The following is an 18,387-nucleotide window of genomic DNA, read 5'->3' on the forward strand; positions in this document are numbered from 1 at the left end:
GTAGCAGGTCACTGTTCAGCATACAGGCAAGGAGCGATGAGATGTCTGGAAAATATACCAATGTACCCTATGGCTATGAACCACCGCCGGCTACCCGGAAAGGCACGTTGATTTTCTATGATTCATTTGAGCACGTAACGGATGAGCAGCTTGAACGTGCCGCTGCTATTGCGGACACACGGTCTTTTGTGCAACTTGTGCTTTATCCGCTGCATGAGAATACAGTGAAGCGGATGAGCAAAGATGGTGTGCAGCCTTTTTACAAAAGGGAAGACCGTCTTCATAACTGGAGAAGGGAGCATGCATCCTCCCGCGTACGGGTCGAAGGCTGGGAAGGCAAGCGAAAGAAGTATACGCCGATCGAAGCAGCCCTGCGTCATATGGCAGAGGAATATCCGGCTCCCCATTTCTTGTATCTCACGGTGGAGATGGCAAATCAGTTTGCATCATTTGATTCGTTCAAAGATTGGATTAAAGAAGTACGACTGATTATTGATGGAGAGCCTGTTAAGCTCCACCCAAAGCTGGAGCAAAATACACATCGCTGGGAATGGGCAGAGTGAACCGATAAATTCGGAGTGACGATTTCAGTAAAAAAAAGTAGTGCTGTACAGCCGGTTCCCGGTGAGCAGCACTACTTTTTGCGTTTTTTTGAGGACTAAACCAGATCAAGGGACGTCATCGTTTTATTTTTCCCCGTTCGTTTGGCGGCATAGAGACACGCATCCACTTCCTCAAACAGCTTGTCCTTGGACAGATGGGCGCTGTAGCTTTTGAGTCCGACACTTACCGTAATATAAGCGCCTTCAAGCTCCTTATGAACGAGACGTGCGATCTTCTTGCGGATCTGTTCCACCAAGGCATATGCCTGCTCGAAAGGCTGCTCAAACATTAACAGTGCAAATTCTTCTCCACCGTAACGCGCCGCGATATCGCTTGATGTGATGTTCTCCTGAATGACCAGAGAGACTCTCTCCAGAATGGCGTCTCCCACTCGATGCCCATATGTATCATTAATTGACTTAAAGTTATCAATATCAATCAGAGCTAAATGTAGACTCATGCCATTATTGGCATACTCAAACGCTTTCTCATAGTAGTCCTTAAAGGAGCTTTGATTATACAGATTGGTTAACCCGTCTGTCTTGGACTGCTTGGTCATAATTGCGTTTCGGACAATCAGATCCTGCTTGGCGAGCATACTGGCCTGCAGATCATCCAGTACCTCAACGCCGCTCGTAACAATTAACTGTGCAACATATGTACCTACAATGAGAAATGCCGGAATGGATACCATGTCAAACGAAGATAAGTACAGCCGATAGTCTGGGTCGCAGAGTACGATGATATAACCAATCATCTGCATGAGGCACACCGTCCATACCCGTCTCTTGTTGAAGAACAGAACCGAAGCAAAGATCGGCAACAGACATATGGCCAGTATAATGCGGATATCGTAATTGACACGAATGATGGTCCAGGCAATCACCGTGCTGGCCATGGACATGGAATAGAAGGAGAAAAAGCTGAAACGGCGTTCCACCCAACTAGCAATCAGAATGGCGAAAGCGCTGGCTAACGTAGGCAAAAACAATACATGGATCATGAAGTCTTCCGGAGTGCGATCATAATCGAGAAACAGAAAGCAGCCTATTTGAATGACAACATGCGTTAAAACGACGACCCAGTAAGCACGAAGCATTTTTTTGATCCATTTGGAATGCTTGAATTCGTACTCGGTTGGGATATGGTTGCTGTGTGAATGTGGACTCTTCAATATATCACCGCTGACTGCATCATAATGATACGACAGACGCCGCTCTCGTATATTTTAATTATAAAACACATTGCACGAAACGCAAATCATTTAATTATTTTTATGAAAACAAACCTTACATAACGACAAAGCGCATAAAGTTCTTTTGTAGGACAAACAAAAATCCAAATCAGGCTCATAGACTGTGTGTGAAGGCTCCAATTCATATGATTCCAATTATGATGAAGGGGAGGTGAGATCCATTCCTCTTATCGTTCGTTCAACCGTTAATGCTACGGGAGCAATTACATTTACAGGAAATACGCTCGGACTGAGTCGTTCGGACACAGCCGGAGTACCCGGAACACAGGACAGTATTGGAGCTTTTACGACAACGAATGCCTCCGTCCAGTACGGAACCTATCCGCTAGGAACCACGAGTCTGTACCAGAGCAACAGTTCAGCGGCGATACTTGTTCTTCCTGCTGGCAGCACTGTCTTGTATGCAGAATTGATCTGGGGTGGAAGTTACATCAATGGGACAGTCAATCTGAGTGCTGCAATCAACAATCCGGTTACGTTTATTACACCAGCAGGTACATCCAGTGTTACTCCTGACCCGGCTACTTATAATCAATTTGATTTGGGGAACGGCGCTTCTGGTTATGTGCGTTCAGCCAATGTTACTTCGCTTGTACAAAATGGGGGAGCCGGTACATATACCATCGGAGCAGTTGTAGGAACGATTGTCATCACCAATGATGCTACAGCCAATCATGCAGGCTGGACACTTGGAGTCATTTATCAGAACCCCAGCCTGCCCTTTCGCAACATGTCCTTGCGTGCAGGTGGTGTACTTGTCCAATCTACCTCGGCGCCAGTGGTTACCACACTGACTGGATTTGCCACTCCGCTTTCAGGTGCATTGGGAGGAAGGGCATTGTTCAGTGCGCAGGAGGGGGACGCGAATAGGACCGGGGATCAGGCATTATTCGGGCCAACCTCGGCAACTTCGGTTGCGTTGTCTGGACCAAACAACCTGGCTGCAAACTTTTTTGCTTCCCAAATCAATGGCGATACAGGAACGCTTAATACAACAGGGACTTTTGGCACGCGGAACCAGACGAACGGCGCCCCAGGTACCAATATTATCGGCGGACGTCAAGGCTGGGATATTACCAATGTGGATGTGTCAGCGAGACTGATCAACAACCAGTCTTCTGCGGTGTTAACGTTAACGACCTCCGGGGATGCTTACATTGTCAACGCCAATGCGATTCAGGTTGATATTAATGCGCCCAAAATTACAGTAGCCAAGGCTTCCGCTGCTTCCGGTGCGGTAGCGGGGGACAGCGTTCTCTATACCGTTACTGTCAGTAATGCAGGTACAGCCAGTGCCGCCAGCGTTGTGCTATCTGATTCATTACCTGTAGGTCTCACCTTCATTCCAGGGAGTGTAACCGTCGCTGGTGTGTCCCGCCCAACACTCGATGTCACTGCAGGCATTCCGCTTGGTTCATTAAACCTCTCTAGCAGTATTGTTGTAACCTATCGTGCGCTCATTGCCCAGGATGCAAGCATATTACAATTGGTGAATTCAGCGAATGCCGCCTTTACGTTCCAAAGTGTTGCTGGGGGTTCAGTGATTACGGGAGTAATACCGTCCAATAACTCTACTCTTCCTGTTTATTCACCGAACCTGTCCATAGTGAAGTCGGCGAGTACAACCAATGCCACAGTGGGTGATCAGGTCACGTATACGCTTCAGGTAAACAACGGGGGGAATGTTGCTGCCAACGTTACATTAACAGATAACATCCCGAGCGGCAGCTCGTACGTGGCGGGCAGCTTCCGACTGAATGGAAATGTGATCGCTGGCGCGAATCCTGCAACTGGCGTTAATTTGGGGAGTCTCGCGGCAGGAAGTACAAATACTGTAACCTTTCAAGTACTTGTAACAAGCTTGCCAACGCCTCCAACCCTGGTGGATCAGGCCACGTCCTCCTATTCCTTTAACTCTCCTGATGGTCGAACTATTAACGGCATATTAGCCTCGAATACTTTGACGATTCCCGTTACATTGCCCAATGTAACAACATTAAAATCGGCTTCAGTCACTGATGTTGCAGTTGGAGAGACGTATACGTACACCGTAGTTACTACCAATGGCGGTATCGAGGTGATTAACAATGTGGTACTCACGGATGCTCTCCCTGTTGGAACTACATTCGTACCTGGCAGTGTGACCGTCAGAGGAACTGTCGCACCATCGGCCAATCCGAGCAGTGGAATTTCGCTAGGAACGTTGGCAGCCGGAAGTTCTGCCACGGTGACATTTCAGGTTAATGTGCAGTCGCTGCCCGCTTCAGGTTCGCTGGTCAACCGGGCTTCCGTGTCTTATAGCTCAGGTGCGTTCACGGGGATTTCCAACTCCAATTCCATTACAACCCCTGTATACCAGGCGGCAATCGGCATTAACAAGTTGGCGAGCGAAACCAATGCGACACTGGGAGATCAGATTTCATACACACTTGTGGTAACGAACAACGGAACCATAGCGACTCAAGTAAATGTAACCGATACGATACCCTCAGGTTTGACGTTTATCCCGGATTCGGTAACCGTGAATGGGACTGCGCGTCCTGGGGCCAGCCCATTAACCGGGATAACATTGGGAAGTTTGCTGCCAGGAGCAACATCAACGATTGTGTTCCGAACTTCACTCACGACACTTCCATCGCCGCCAACGCTGGAGAATCAGGGGGCCGCTAGTTATACGTACCAGCTTCCGAGTGGACGAAATCTCTCAGGAAGCAGTTTATCCAATGTCGTTCGCATACCTGCATCAAGCCCCAATATATCCATAAGCAAAACAGTAAGTACGCCGGACGCCACTGTAGGGGATGTACTGACCTACACGGTTGTTGCAACAAATGCAGGGAGCAGTGCGGTACAAAATCTGGTGATCTCGGATACGCCAACCGGTTCGGAATTCGTCTCCGGCAGTGTCACAATTAATGGAACTGCTGCAAAAAATGCAAGTCCACTTTCGGGCATTGCTGTCGGTGTATTGAACAGCTCGAGCAGTGTTACGGTGACCTATCAAACAATAGTGACATCCGTTCCGTCCACAGGTTCAGTCAGCAACCGGGCAAGTGCAGCATTTACATCAGGCAGCTTTAATGGCGTTTCATCATCTGTCACGGTGAATACACCTATATACCAACCAGTGATACAAGTAGCAAAAACTGCGAGTACCTCGAATTTAACGGTAGGGGACTCTTTTAATTACTCCATCCAAGTCAACAATTCAGGCAATATTACTGCAACGGTTACCTTGACTGATCCGATCCCTGCCGGGGCTGTATTCAGTACAAACAGCGTCATTATTAATGGCGTACCTACACCAGGTGTTAGCCCGGTAACAGGAATTAATTTGGGGTCGATCGCTGCAGGCTCGAACGTAACGGTCACCTTTGTTGCCACGGTCACAAGTTTGCCTAATTCAAGGCAGTTGACTAATCAAGCGGTTGCATCATTTGCTTACACTCTTCCAAGTGGGAGAACAGTTGCCGGTTCTTCGTCATCAAATACCGTTAATATTCCCGTATCCTTGCCCAATGTCACGATCGTAAACAGTGACAATGTAGATTACGGCGTGGTCGGGGATGTCATTCGATACACATCTGTTATTCGTAACAACGGAACAGTAGCCGTTAACAATGTGGTATATGTCAGCCCTCTTCCTCCGAATACCCCATTTGTACCCGGAAGCGTCATTGTGAACGGGACTTCCTTCCCGCTCTCCAATCCGACTGCCGGCATTCCAATCGGTACGTTGGCTCCAGGAGCCGAGGTTACCGTAACTTTTGAGGTGACGATTACTATGCCGATCCCTTCACAGATTAACAATCAGTCGACGGTCAGCTTCACATCCGGTTCATTTTCGGGGTCATCATCATCCAATACAACACAGACTCCGGTTATACAACCGCAAATTTCACTCATCAAAACAGCAAATACAGTAAATGCGACCGTAGGCGACACAGTTGTATACACAGTAACTGTCAGTAACACAGGCAATCTTGAGGCAAACGTTACAGTGACGGATACGATTCCTGCTGTCACAACTTTTGTACCCAACAGCCTCGTGGTATCTGGTGTGCCACAGCCTGGAGCGACACCAGGAACGGGGATTCCGGTAGGCATTGTGGCAGCGGGAGCGACAGCTGTTGTTACTTTTGCGGTTGTTGTAAATTCGCTTCCATCTCCACAGCAACTTAGCAATTTTGCGACGTCATCTTATACATTCACACCTCCTGACGGGCGAACGTTAACAGGGACAGCCACTTCAAATACACTGACGTTTCCAGTCTCGTCGCCAAACGTTGCCGTAGTTAAAAGTACAGTTTCGACTGCGGCTGCCATAGGGGATACAGTTACTTACTCCATTTTGGTAACGAATAGCGGAATAGAACCGGTGAACAATATTCAGTTTTCGGATCCAATTCCTGCGGGGGCCTCTTTTGTTGCAGGTAGTGTCACTATAAATGGGGTAGTGCAGCCTGCTTCCAATCCGGCAGGGGGGATATCGCTAGGTACGCTCGCTCCCGGAACGTCCGCTACTGTCACTTTCAGTATCAATGTCAATGCGATCCCGTCAAGTGGACAATTAAGCAATAGATCCACAGTGAGTTTTACCTCTGGGGCATTCTCAAGCACAACGTTCTCCAATACTGTGGTAACACCGGTGTTCCAACCTATTCTCTCCGCACAAAAAACGGCGAGTACACAAAATGCTACCGTTGGGGATACCGTCAGTTACACAGTTACCGTCAACAATCAGGGGAACTATGGTGCCCAGATTAACCTGACGGACAATATCCCTGCAGGAACCATTCTTGTTCCGAACAGTGTGATTGTAAATGGTCAGCCATTACCTGCAGCCAATCCTGCAACAGGCATTCCGGCGGGCACTGTTGCTGCTGGGGCAACAACAACGGTTACCTTTTCCGTAGTTATTGATACTTTGCCGACCCCGCAACAGCTGGTGAATCAGGCTTCGGTTGCTCTTTCCTTCACGCTGCCTGACGGACGCAACATCACGGGTTCTGTTTTGTCTAATATACTTACCATTTCAGTGTCGGCTCCCGATGTCGATGTAGTGAAATCTACGACATCTACGGCTGTATCTGTTGGTGATGTCGTAACGTACAGCATTGCAGTAACTAATAACGGAATAGCGACTGTCAGTAATGTGGTATTCACGGATGCATTGCCGGCAAGTACTGTTCTTACAGCAAACAGCGTGTTTATTGATGGTGTTCCTCGACCGGGTGTTAATCCTTCAACCGGAATAACGCTTGGTTCCATCGCGCCTGGAGTTACCGTGACCGTTGTGTTTAGTGTGCAGGTTACAGCACTCCCATCCAGTGCAGTATTAAACAATCAGTCTACGGTGAGCTTTACATCAGGTGTGTTTTCAGCTACTACATTTTCTAATACGGTCACTACCCCGGTATACCAACCGATTCTGTCGGCAGTCAAAACGGGAGACCATGCTGTTGCAACGGTAGGGGATACTGTCGTTTACAGCATCGCGATCACCAATGCAGGGAACTTTGGGGCATCTGTCACGTTAACGGATACCATTCCGGCAGGAACAGAACTTGTGCCGAATAGCGTCATTATTAATGGGGCTTCAGCACCAGGAGCCGATCCGGCTTCAGGGATTCCACTGGGTGTAGTCTCCACAACAACTGTAGTCACGTTCTCGGTCGTGATCATCACCCTCCCTTTAAGCCAGGCCATAACCAATCAAGCTTCAGCAACCTATTCCTACACGCTGCCGGATGGAAGAACACTGGCAGGCAGTCTTACGTCCAATGCTCTCAATATTCAGGTGTCTGCTCCAAATGTCAGTGTCGTCAAGACGACACCGGTAATTGATGCTGTAGTGGGTGATACGATTGTATATGAGATGGTCGTAACCAATAACGGAATTGATCCTGTCAACAATGTTGTCTTAACTGATCCAATTAGTTCGGCTGTTACTTTTGTCACGGGCAGTGTCCTGGTTGACGGCGTTCAGCGTCTCTCGGCTAACCCGACACTGGGTATAGCTCTTGGTTCTTTGGCACCTGGAGCATCTGTATCTGTATCGTATGCGGTTCGGGTCAACACGCTGCCTGCACCACCGCAAGTGAGCAGTCAGTCATCGGTAAGTTTCACATCGGGTGTATTCTCGGGAGCTGCCTATTCGAATACCGTGGTAACGCCAATTTATCAGCCAATTATTGCCGTAACCAAAACAGCGAGTACGTCCAATGCGACCATCGGTGACATCATCACCTATTCTTTTTCCATTTCCAACAGTGGGAATTTAGCAGCCAATCTGACACTTACGGATAATATTCCGAATGGAGCAGTCCTACTTCCAAACAGCGTCCTGATTGATGGTGTTCCACAGCCTGGGGCGAATCCGGAATCAGGGATCGTTGTTGGTGCAATACCTCCAGGAGGGTCCGTTAATGTAACGGTCACGCTGGAAGTTACTGTGGATTCATTGCCGCAGAATCAGCAGCTGGTCAATCAGGCGGTAGCGAATTATACATTTAGTCCGCCGGATGGACGTCAGTTGACGGGCACGGTATCCTCTAACGTTCTGGTGATTCCTGTATCTGCACCCAATGTCGTTGTGGTCAAAAGCGCGAGTGCAGTTGATGCTGTTGTTGGCGATGTGATCACCTATACCATTGTTGTAACCAATAGTGGCATCGAGGTGGTCAATAATGTGGTTATGGTAGACCCTGTACCTACAGGCACCGTATTTGTGGCGGGAAGTGTTACGGTGGATGGGGTGGCAAGGCCTACTGGGAATCCGAATACAGGAATAACACTTGGTTCGATTGCTGCTGGTGCTTCGGTTACCGTTACATTCAGAGTGGAGGTCGTGGTGATATGAGCCAATCTTCCGGTCCGTTGTCCCACATGCTACAGAATCAGTCACTGGTTCGATTCAGCTCGGGTACGACTGAACTGGAACAGGTGGCCTACTCTAATACAGTAGTTACACCATGGATCGGTCCCAGGCTGGAGGTTCACAAGTTTTGCAATGTTGCTGAGGCTGCTCTGGGGCAGACACTGACCTATCTGATTGAAATTGTGAATTCGGGTAATTGTGCTGCCATGGTCCATGTGTTGGATTCGCTCTCGTCGGAAACTTCACTTCTCCCCAACAGTGTACTCCTGGATGGCACTCCGCTGCCGGGAGTTTCGCCAGAGAGCGGGATTCCAGCGCAGGAAATCGTACCTGGTGCGACGTTGCGAATTCATTTTCAGGTGATCATCGTCGGTCTTCCTCAGGCCTTGAAACTGGTGAATCAAGCGAAGATACGTTATACGTTTGTGACGCCGGATGGACGAATGGTTGAGGGGGAAGAGAACTCCAACGTGGTAGAAGTAAACCTGGTGTCGTCAAGTCTGTCGTTGGTTTTGAATGCAGATCGTGTGCAAACCTTTGTCGGAGATATTGTCACTTACAACCTTTTGGTGAGTAACCCGGGTTTTATAATAGGAAACGATGCCAGGGTAACGATCCCATTACCCAAAGGTATTGAATTTCTACCGGGAAGTGTCATTGTGAATGAGATTTTTGTTCCCGAGACGACGCCTGACTCCGGAATTATGATAGGCGAGGTGCTGCCCGAAGAATCTGTTCCAATTCAATTTCGAGTACAGGTCACGGGAGGAAGCATAGCTGAAAATTTAACAATTCAGGCAACTCTAGAGTACGTTTCAGGTGACACGTTGGAGATTGTATACTCGAACGTAGCAACTTTGAACGTCATTCAACCTCGAATATCGATTGCGAAAAGTGTGAATCCATCCATCGCAACTCCTGGGGATACCGTTCAATACCAAATAACGGTACACAATGAAGGTTCTTTTGCAGTAGATGCTATCGTGACAGATTTTCTTCCGTCAGGTATGCGCTATGTTGAGGGAAGCCTCGGGTGGAACGGTGTGAAGCGGCGTGGAACAAGTCCGGTCAAAGGCATTAATATCGGAACGTTGACTGCACGATCTACGGTTAATATCCAATTTGAAGTGAATCTTGCAGAGCAGGATCAGGGTGTGCCTGGAGTCTTCGAACTGATGAATCAGGCTCGCCTGAGCTATACCTTTCGTTTGCCAGATTCTCGTTCTGTGCAACGAATTATTACCTCCAATTCGGCTGTCATTCAGTTGAAGCATCCCATCATTTCGGTCCATGTGGAAGTGAAGCCCGACTTGATTGAAAGGGGAGGAAATGTAACTTTTCATGTACATGTGACCAATAAAGGAACCTGGTCTGCACGGGTGCAGTTGGGTGATGTGCTCCCTCCAGGTGCCAAATGGATTGGGGAAGCAGAAGTATCCGATCGAGCGATCATTTCAAAGTATTCTTCACCAAGATATTTACATTTGGGTGAGATGGAACCTGGAGCGGAGAGATGGGTTACTTACGTTGCACAAATATCCTCCGCTGAACAACTGGGAATCCAGCAGGGTACCGTAACTGCAATGTATACTTACGAGTGGAACGGTCAGAGGCATTCAGGAAAGTCCATTTCGAATGTATACACCATTATTGTTGAAGATGGCGATGAATGAAGGGAAACAATAGCTTTCTCTGTAAATGTAAGGTTTTTTTTGCTTCATTATGGAGTCCCGACATTACACGAACGGGAATGAATGGTATACTAATTAAATATGACCTCGGCAAATAACCCGTGGATTCGGGACGTCGGATTAGCTATAGAGGAGGCCGCTACATTGGCAAAAGCAAAAGTTGCAAAAAGACCTACCCGGGACGAGTTTGAACTGGAAGAGCTGGGGAACCAATTAGTTGAAGCGTTTCATGAACGTTCGGAAGTGTTGCTGACCGTATGGGGCAAGGAAGATCAGGTTCAAGGGGTTATTGTGAAGCTGGATTCACGTACCCGGCTAGTGCATGTGGAGTATACAGAGGAAGAATTTACGGCCAAAGTGCCGTTCCTTGATATTATGCGTATTGATTCTCCACGGTATTGAAAAGAAGAAAAAATGATAAACTGGATCTGAAACAGGGCATCAGCCCTGTCAAATCTATTCTCCCTGCATAAGATAACCCATACCTGTTGCAGAGGAGGTACGGTCAATGAGCGAAGTATTAGGTGGAGAAGCAAGAGGCTACGGATACGGAGGTTTTACTTCTGTAGGTGCCATTCTGGTTCTGTTCATCCTGTTGGTTATCATCTCCAAAGCGTTCCTGGTATAATGATTTATTCAAGATGAATAAAGGAAGCTCTGCCATACCGGCAGAGCTTTTTTTGTTTATATTTTGTCTTGTTGTTTGCGGCTGACTAGGCCATAGAGGACAACGATCACCACAGGGTAGAGAACGGCCCACCCGGCAAAAGGGAACACAATGGCCGTCGCCACAAAGGAAATCCAACTGATGGTTACCCCAGTACGACTGCCCTTGAGTAAACGTATTCCGGCTGCGCATCCGCCAAGATAGGTGAGAATAAAGGTTGCATTGGGTAGCTGAATCAGTGTCGTGAGTGACACGAGACCTGATCCGTATATGCACAACACCAGAGTAAAACAGATGGCCAGGAAGCCGATTGCAGCAATGGGTGTATGATACCGAGGGGATAAGCGGGACATCCACTGCGGTGCAGATCCTTGTCTTGCCAGTGCATAGGCGACTCGGGATGCAGCACCAGCATATGCAATGACGGTAGCGGTGCAAATAAATATGCCAGTCAGCCCAGCAAGTAATCCACCCCAGGAACCGAGAGCCTGACTAATAATCCATACGAGAGAGACATCTGCTCCGCCATGGAGATAGCTTTGAGTTCCGACTGTCGCCAGTGCAGTCAAGAAATAGAGCACACCTACAATGATGGCTGCAATCGTTACGCCTTTAATAGCGGCCTTGCGGGGATCAGTAAATTCTTCAGACAGGTGAGATACAGCTTCCCAACCGATAAAGCACCAGAACAGAATGGCTCCAGCCTGTCCCACGCTGACCCAGCCACTCGGCATAAAGGGTGTGTAATGTATGGATTTCATATTCGGAATTGCGAACACAAATGCCATGACAAGCACGATAAGAATCGCCAGCACAACCCCAATCTGTACCTTTCCGGCGACCTGCATGCCCACGATGTTAATGATCAGTCCAACCGCCAGCATGAGGGCGGCAATCGCTGTTCTGTATCCTTCCCCGAGTCCCAGCGCAGCTGTCATATAGCCTGCACCTGTAAGGGCAGCTACAGGAGCACCGATGGGAACGGACATTAGAAAGAACCAGCCAACTATGGCTCCTGCCCGTTGTCCAAAAGCGAGGGTAACGAAGTGTGATACACCGCCTGCGTCGGGGTAACGGGCCGAAAGTAATCCCATGGACAGGGCAAGCGGAAGAATGAGCAGCACCATGCCTCCCCAGGCGAGAAGTGAAGCCGGTCCTGCGAGTTCGGCAGCAAGTCCGGGTACAATCAGGACACCTGAACCGAGAACTGCACTTATATAAAGCGCAACAGCTTGCGGCATGCCTATCGTTTTTTTGAGCTGCGAAGAAGATGTGTTCATGAAATAAAATGGCCTGCCTTCCAGAATGAAATAATTTTAGAGCGAGAACTATGTAATTATATAGGAAGAGATGCAATCAGTCATTGGCGAATTTTGTAGAAATTTCGATATCAGTCGTGTGGACGTTATGATAAAATAAAACCATCCCTAGAGAAAGAATGAGGTGTATCCCTAATGAGTAAAGAGTTGACAGAAGCTTTGAACGAACAGATGAACTTCGAATTTTATTCGGCTCACGTATATCAGGCGATGGCCGCATACTGTTCCGGCGAAAGCTTGGACGGATTTGCCAACTTTTTCATCGTACAAGCTGAGGAAGAGCGGTTCCATGCGATGAAAATATACAAATTCCTGAATGACCGCGGACAACGTGCAACCCTTGCTGCATTGCCAGAGCCGAAGAATGAATATTCCTCCATGCTGGACGTGTTTGAACACGGATATGCACACGAGCAGCAAAATACGAAGAAATTCTACAATCTGGCTGACATTGCTCTCAATGAGCGTGAACATGCCACGATGTATTTCCTGAAATGGTTCATCGATGAGCAGGTCGAAGAGGAAGCTCTGTTTGATAATATCATCCAGAAGCTGCGCCGCATCGAAAAAGACAGCAATGCTTTCTACATGCTGGACGCTGAATTTGGTAAACGTTCGTTTACAGCTCCTGCAGAGTAAGAGGAGACGAAGCAAAGCAATCAGGATTGATCCGAACGACAAGAAAATTGATCTACATATGAAAAGTCTGCTCTTGAGCAGGCTTTTTTGTTATACCATTTTAAGCTTCTTCGCTTGCTTCATTTAAATTCCAGAAATGAATCTATCAGAAACCACAATTTGGGTTAATAGAATATATGTCAATATGGATCTATCCCGACGGATGTTCTTTTTCGAGCAAATCTATCAAATTCGTTTTATTTTTTTGGGTAATCTGACAAAAGTGTAACTCGAACGTAGCATTTGAAGCGAGAATGGGACGCACTCTTTTTGATAGTATTAGGATTATCGCCAAGGGCTGCAATGAGAGAAACATAGACACCCGGGGAAATACAAGACATAAGGGAGACTTTTATTATGCTACATATTCGTAAAACGTTCATCACTGCACTTGCTATTCTATTGATTATTCCATTGCTATTGCCGCAATCGGCTTCAGCTGCACCATCCGCATCCAAGAATGCCGGAAATAAAGCGAGCTCCAAGATCATATATCTAACTTTCGATGATGGGCCGACCGCCCACACGGGACAATTACTGGATATCTTGGATCAGTACAACGCCAAGGCGACATTCTTCATGCTGGGACCTCAGATGGTGAAGTTTCAGAAGGCGACCAAGCGTATTGTTGCAGACGGACATGGATTGGGCTTGCACGGCGTAACGCATGTTCCCGGTAAATTTTATAAATCCGCATACAGTGGTTTGAAAGAGATGCAGCAGGCCAATGAAAGCTTGAATAAAGTGGCAGGTGTCAAAACCAGTCTCGTTCGTACTCCGTACGGCAGCAAGCCGTATCTCAAATCCGCATATCGCAATGTTCTACTGGGGCAGGGTGGATTCCATCTGTGGGATTGGAATGTTGATTCCGAAGATTGGAAATACAAGAAGGATCATCAGAAAGTCTACAACAGCGTGATGAAGCAGATCCATAATGTGCAAAAGAACGGAACCACCCCTGTGGTACTGATGCACGACCAGGAAGCGACATTGAAAGTACTTCCGCAAGTGTTAAAAACACTGAAAGCAGAAGGCTACCAGTTTGAAGTGCTGACGAAGAAAGAACAGCCCGTGAATTTCTGGAATGACAAACGTTAAAATGATGGCTAGGTAAAAAAATAAGCTAATCTCAATAACAGCTTCAAGGAGGACAACAACATGAACAAACCTAAATTATGGATGACGATCCCTGTGACGACAGCAGTGCTGCTTGCTCTTGCGGGGTGTGGTGGCCAGGCTACCAAACCATCATCAGCGGACAACACGTCCCCCGCGGCTGGCGAGCAGGCTCAGTCAGGCAGTGGAGGAGCCGATTTCTCCAATGGAACGAAAGATAGCGGAACAGATACCACAGGAACAACGGAGACCGAAGGTTCTGCAGGAAGCGGGACATCGAATTCGGAAACGGGCAGTGGCGGTCAACCCCAGCAAAGTGCGAAAGATGTCATTCAGGACATTCGCAGTCAGCTGAAGATGAAGAACGCTTCGTTACCTACTTCATTTTCCCTGGAAAAGGGAAAACATCTGACTGCATCGATCACATCGAATACTTCAGATGCGTTCCACATCAACTTTTATTCCACTGACCAGTCTGTTGCGGTGAATGATGCTTCGTTGACGGCCTCTGGCAGCAAGGTGCCTGTTCTGGCATCCTATGAAGTGAAGACGTATAAAGATCCGAACAGTACCGATATTTTCCCTGAGACAGATTTGAAAAACATTCCTAAGGACATGACTGTGGATCTGGGACATGGCATCAAGGGGATGACTGAAGGCGCGGCGGGCAGTCAGTATCTGACTTGGACAGAAGGTAGATGGACGCTTCAAATTCGATCCGTTTCCGAAGATAACATGAATAATCCGGGGATTGCGAAGAGAATGGTTGAATACCTGGAGTCCCACACACTGCCTGCACCAAAGGATAAGGGATTCGTGAACGTGGAGTATCCGAGCGGTGGTAAAAGCGTCAATGTAACGATCTCCTGGCAAGACGGCAAGCAGATTCATCAGCTCCAGACCGAGCAGGTGCCACTGGAAGCTTTGGGTATGGTTGTTTCTGTGAAATAAACATGGATCCAAAATAAAGCTTCAAAAGGAAACAGGCTGGCGCGGAGCGAATGCTCCAGACCAGCCTATCCTTGTATAAGCAAGGTGCACCGATGGTACGGTGTGCCTTGCTTACTTATGTTTCATTGGGTTAAAGCGGTACTTTCATTTAAACCACCCTTTTTCTTTGGAACGGGTGATGGCTTCAATGCGGTTACTTGCATTTAACTTGTTGAGGATAATAGAGATGTAATTTCGCACCGTACCGGTTGTAATGAATAAATGTCCGGCTATTTCCTTTGTATTTTTACCGTCTGCCATCAGGCCGAGAACGGCATTTTCACGTTCGGTCAGCGGGTTCTCCTGAACATAAGCCTCGTCTACCAGGTCGGGTGCAAAAATACGTCTACCATTCATGACCTGACGGATGGCTTCGGCCAGTTCCTCAATCGGGCTATCCTTTAATAGATACCCGCGTACACCGCCTTTCAAAGCACGCTCGAAATATCCGGTCCGGGCAAAGGTTGTCAAAATTATGACTTTACAGTTCAGGCCTTTAAGTTCCTCAGCGGCCTCCAGGCCACTTTTGACAGGCATTTCAATGTCCATCAGACAGATGTCTGGTGTAAGCTCTCTGACGAGAGCAAGAGCTTCCTGTCCATTGCTTGCGCGACCTACCACTTCCATATCCTCTTCCAGATTGAGCAGGGAAGACAAGGCTCCGAGCATCATACGCTGGTCTTCGGCGATTACGATCCTGATCATTGTTCAACCTCCTTTATCGGTTTGCGGACCAGCTTGGGAACATGGATGACAATGCCTGTACCTTCCATGTCTGCTCCCGAACGAATATCCAGACAACCGTTCACAAATTCAAGTCGTTCTTTCATCCCCAAGATTCCGGTACCGCGCCGTTCTTGCTTGCGGGTACGTTCGATTCCGACCCCGTTATCTTGCACCGTTATTATATTATCGGACAGTGTTTCCTCGATACGGATGGTGCATACTGCTGCCTGACTGTGTTTGACGACATTCGTAACGGCTTCTTTCAGACACATGCCGAGTACATTTTCGTTTAGTTGTGACGTATCCTGCAACTTCGGATTGCCTTCAAGTACATATTCAATGGAAGCGGCCTTTAAAATCTGTTCGGCACGAAACAGTTCATCCACCAGTTGTGTGCCACGCATGGTCGTTACCATTTCCCGAACTTCCTTTAGTGCGGTACTTGCCGTCTGTCTCAGATCGTTCAGTTCAATCTCGGCCTGATCAGGATTCATGCGAAGCAGACGCTTCGCCAGATCGGTTTTCAGACCGATGAGAGAGAGCTTTTGTCCAAGGGTATCGTGCAGATCACGTGCGATACGCTGCCGCTCTTCCATTTTCACAAGATCATCCAGCCGTTTGTTGGCGTTCTCCAGTTGGCCTTCCAGCTGTTCACGCTTATTTTTGTTATACGTACTGATCGGAAGCAGTATGGATGCCATAAGAGTAATGAATACAAACGGGAACTGACTGAGCAATAGGGTGCTCTGTTTGATGAAACTATAATTAATGGTTAGAAAACTGGCTGCCAGGTTCACCGAATAGAGGGTGAAGAAACCGGCTTTATTTTTAATATTCCCAATAAAAAAAGCAAGAAACAATGAGAAATAGGCATAATCATAGGCGATGGTCATCGTAATCGATATGGCGATCAACAGTCCAATCCACATATACACCTGCCAGCCCTTTGTGATGAAGGCAAGCAGATAACAAACAAAGAAGAACAGAATGATGAAAATTCCCGCCACCATGGGCCACAATTTGGAATATTGTGAAATATAATAGAAGGGTAGGATGAAAAAGACGAGCCATACATACGGATTCAAACCTGTATTTTTATAAAAGAGCTGCATCCACTTTTGAATGAAAATTCTCCTCCTCGGACTTGCATTGTACTCAAACTTAGCCTGACTGTAGCACGACTTTAGCTTGAATACAAGAAAACGAATCCGACAGAGTTAAGGCTTCTCTGTCAGACTCGCTTGGTTGTTTACTCGAATAGGCGGTTGAACGTAAGGCTTGCGAGTTAAGTTTTTGATCTCTCTGAAACTGACAAATTGCTTGGATTCTTCGTCCCACAGACGGAATCGCAGGGCAGCCAGACTGGAACGCAGCGTAATCGTTGTAGCCTTCTGCAATGGCGGTGTTGCGTTATGGGCTTCTTCCAAATAATAGTTGGGTACACGTGGGCTCAAGTGATGCACATGGTGGAACCCGATATTGCCACTGATCCATTGCAGCAGTTTAGGCAATTTATAATATGAACTACCTTCTACAGCAGCCTTCACATAACTCCACTCATCTTCATTTTCAAAGTACGTATCTTCAAATTGATGCTGTACGTAGAACAGCCAGATGCCGAAGAAGCCGGAGAAGAAAAAGACGGGTGCCTGCACCAGAACAAAAGCCTGCCAGCCGATCAACCAGCACATGGAGGCGTAGAGCGCTACGATCAACACTGTAGTCAGGTGAGTATTCATACGTTCTTTGCGTCTTGCGCCTTTACGGTTAAAGCGGTAGGCAAAAAGGAACACATAGATGGGTCCAATACCGAACATGACAAACGGATTACGATAAATCCGGTAGAACAAACGACCCCAAGGGGAAGCGGCTTTGTATTCCTCAACTGTCATCACCCAGATATCGCCAACTCCACGTTTGTCCAGATTGCCGCTGGTTGCGTGGTGAATGGAATGCTCGTTTTTCCATTGCAGGTACGGTGTGAGCGTTAATACACCTGTAATGGTGCCGAGAATGTCGTTGGCACGTTTGCTCTTAAAGAATGAACCATGACAGCAGTCATGGAAGATGATAAACGTTCGAAGAACAAATCCCGAGGCTACGAGGGCTATCGGAAATGTCAACCAGTAGGACACGGACAAGCTATAGTACGATGCGGCCCATAATAATAATAATGGCAGTATGGAATTCACTAATTGTTGAATACTCAGGCGAAGATTATTTTTCTCATAAGGGGTTACTTCTTTTTTAAGGGCCATTTCTTTGGTTCTGCTCATAGACTTATGTCCTCCTTCGATGGTCAATAACTGTAATCAGTTATAACCGAACGCTTCCTGGGAAGATGTCTCCAAGTGAGGCGTTTTTATCATTGTATAAGAATGCATCCAGTGCAGTAAGTCATAAGTGTCAGTACACTGTAATGATGAATATCAATGATGACCCATGACATTTGTCATGGGTGG

At 47.4% G+C, this 18,387-nt stretch carries 13 protein-coding genes; 8 read left to right on the top strand and 5 right to left on the bottom strand.

The features are described from left to right. The first annotated feature begins 41 nt into the window (after positions 1 to 41). Positions 42 to 563, top strand: coding sequence for a hypothetical protein (locus MKY42_RS13720; RefSeq protein ID WP_090896833.1), 522 nt, complete (start codon positions 42 to 44; stop codon positions 561 to 563). A 95-nt stretch (positions 564 to 658) separates the two neighbouring features. On the opposite strand, the gene MKY42_RS13725 is transcribed toward MKY42_RS13720, so the two are convergent. Continuing rightward, complete coding sequence (locus tag MKY42_RS13725) at positions 659 to 1,777, bottom strand: GGDEF domain-containing protein (RefSeq protein WP_090896836.1); 1,119 nt, start codon at positions 1,775 to 1,777, stop codon at positions 659 to 661. Positions 1,778 to 2,009: 232 nt separating this feature from the next. On the opposite strand from MKY42_RS13725, the gene MKY42_RS13730 reads away from it, so the two are divergent. From MKY42_RS13730 to MKY42_RS13745, 4 genes are all read left to right on the top strand, one after another. After that, positions 2,010 to 8,720, top strand: coding sequence for a hypothetical protein (locus MKY42_RS13730; protein ID WP_339851769.1), 6,711 nt, complete (start codon positions 2,010 to 2,012; stop codon positions 8,718 to 8,720). Continuing rightward, the gene (locus MKY42_RS13735) at positions 8,717 to 10,411 is read left to right on the top strand and encodes a hypothetical protein (protein ID WP_339851772.1); all 1,695 of its coding nucleotides are present in this window, start codon (positions 8,717 to 8,719) and stop codon (positions 10,409 to 10,411) included. The genes MKY42_RS13730 and MKY42_RS13735 overlap by 4 nt, the downstream gene beginning before the upstream one ends. Before the next feature lie 162 nt (positions 10,412 to 10,573). Continuing rightward, complete coding sequence (locus MKY42_RS13740; RefSeq protein ID WP_090896841.1) at positions 10,574 to 10,831, top strand: YolD-like family protein; 258 nt, start codon at positions 10,574 to 10,576, stop codon at positions 10,829 to 10,831. Positions 10,832 to 10,937: 106 nt separating this feature from the next. Beyond that, complete coding sequence (locus MKY42_RS13745) at positions 10,938 to 11,057, top strand: hypothetical protein (protein ID WP_024631887.1); 120 nt, start codon at positions 10,938 to 10,940, stop codon at positions 11,055 to 11,057. A 56-nt stretch (positions 11,058 to 11,113) separates the two neighbouring features. On the opposite strand, the gene MKY42_RS13750 is transcribed toward MKY42_RS13745, so the two are convergent. Beyond that, a complete protein-coding gene (locus MKY42_RS13750; RefSeq protein ID WP_339851776.1) occupies positions 11,114 to 12,376 on the bottom strand; it encodes an amino acid permease in 1,263 nt (420 codons plus the stop codon). A 174-nt stretch (positions 12,377 to 12,550) separates the two neighbouring features. Between MKY42_RS13750 and MKY42_RS13755 the strand changes: the two genes are divergently transcribed. The 3 genes from MKY42_RS13755 to MKY42_RS13765 all read left to right on the top strand — a co-directional run bounded on the left by MKY42_RS13755 (position 12,551) and on the right by MKY42_RS13765 (position 15,160). After that, positions 12,551 to 13,054 (top strand): ferritin, encoded by a 504-nt coding sequence (locus tag MKY42_RS13755; RefSeq protein WP_076291009.1) that lies wholly within the window; start codon positions 12,551 to 12,553, stop codon positions 13,052 to 13,054. Positions 13,055 to 13,450: 396 nt separating this feature from the next. Continuing rightward, the gene (locus tag MKY42_RS13760) at positions 13,451 to 14,191 is read left to right on the top strand and encodes a polysaccharide deacetylase family protein (protein WP_090896847.1); all 741 of its coding nucleotides are present in this window, start codon (positions 13,451 to 13,453) and stop codon (positions 14,189 to 14,191) included. Positions 14,192 to 14,251: 60 nt separating this feature from the next. After that, positions 14,252 to 15,160 carry a hypothetical protein gene (locus MKY42_RS13765; RefSeq protein WP_339851780.1) on the top strand — a complete coding sequence of 303 codons (909 nt, stop codon included), beginning with the start codon at positions 14,252 to 14,254 and terminating at the stop codon, positions 15,158 to 15,160. Positions 15,161 to 15,304: 144 nt separating this feature from the next. On the opposite strand, the gene MKY42_RS13770 is transcribed toward MKY42_RS13765, so the two are convergent. The 3 genes from MKY42_RS13770 to MKY42_RS13780 all read right to left on the bottom strand — a co-directional run bounded on the left by MKY42_RS13770 (position 15,305) and on the right by MKY42_RS13780 (position 18,201). After that, the gene (locus MKY42_RS13770; protein WP_090896853.1) at positions 15,305 to 15,904 is read right to left on the bottom strand and encodes a response regulator transcription factor; all 600 of its coding nucleotides are present in this window, start codon (positions 15,902 to 15,904) and stop codon (positions 15,305 to 15,307) included. Then, on the bottom strand, positions 15,901 to 17,037 hold the full coding sequence (locus MKY42_RS13775) for a sensor histidine kinase (protein ID WP_177185686.1): 1,137 nt from the start codon (positions 17,035 to 17,037) through the stop codon (positions 15,901 to 15,903). Before MKY42_RS13775 ends, MKY42_RS13770 begins: the two co-directional genes overlap by 4 nt. Positions 17,038 to 17,142: 105 nt before the next feature. Further along, complete coding sequence (locus MKY42_RS13780; protein WP_339851782.1) at positions 17,143 to 18,201, bottom strand: fatty acid desaturase; 1,059 nt, start codon at positions 18,199 to 18,201, stop codon at positions 17,143 to 17,145. Between the last annotated feature and the right edge of the window lie 186 nt (positions 18,202 to 18,387).

Source organism: Paenibacillus sp. FSL W7-1088 (assembly GCF_037969855.1).
In the GTDB taxonomy this organism is placed as follows: Bacteria; Bacillota; Bacilli; order Paenibacillales; family Paenibacillaceae; genus Paenibacillus.

What these genes read in the sequence shown, in the direction of transcription:
- MKY42_RS13720 (WP_090896833.1), top strand. Translation starts at nt 42, where the DNA reads ATGTCTGGAAAATATACCAATGTACCCTATGGCTATGAACCACCGCCG.
- MKY42_RS13735 (WP_339851772.1), top strand. Translation starts at nt 8,717, where the DNA reads ATGAGCCAATCTTCCGGTCCGTTGTCCCACATGCTACAGAATCAGTCA.
- MKY42_RS13745 (WP_024631887.1), top strand. Translation starts at nt 10,938, where the DNA reads ATGAGCGAAGTATTAGGTGGAGAAGCAAGAGGCTACGGATACGGAGGT.
- MKY42_RS13750 (WP_339851776.1), bottom strand. Translation starts at nt 12,376, where the DNA reads ATGAACACATCTTCTTCGCAGCTCAAAAAAACGATAGGCATGCCGCAA.
- MKY42_RS13755 (WP_076291009.1), top strand. Translation starts at nt 12,551, where the DNA reads ATGAGTAAAGAGTTGACAGAAGCTTTGAACGAACAGATGAACTTCGAA.
- MKY42_RS13760 (WP_090896847.1), top strand. Translation starts at nt 13,451, where the DNA reads ATGCTACATATTCGTAAAACGTTCATCACTGCACTTGCTATTCTATTG.
- MKY42_RS13765 (WP_339851780.1), top strand. Translation starts at nt 14,252, where the DNA reads ATGAACAAACCTAAATTATGGATGACGATCCCTGTGACGACAGCAGTG.
- MKY42_RS13770 (WP_090896853.1), bottom strand. Translation starts at nt 15,904, where the DNA reads ATGATCAGGATCGTAATCGCCGAAGACCAGCGTATGATGCTCGGAGCC.
- MKY42_RS13775 (WP_177185686.1), bottom strand. Translation starts at nt 17,037, where the DNA reads ATGCAGCTCTTTTATAAAAATACAGGTTTGAATCCGTATGTATGGCTC.
- MKY42_RS13780 (WP_339851782.1), bottom strand. Translation starts at nt 18,201, where the DNA reads ATGAGCAGAACCAAAGAAATGGCCCTTAAAAAAGAAGTAACCCCTTAT.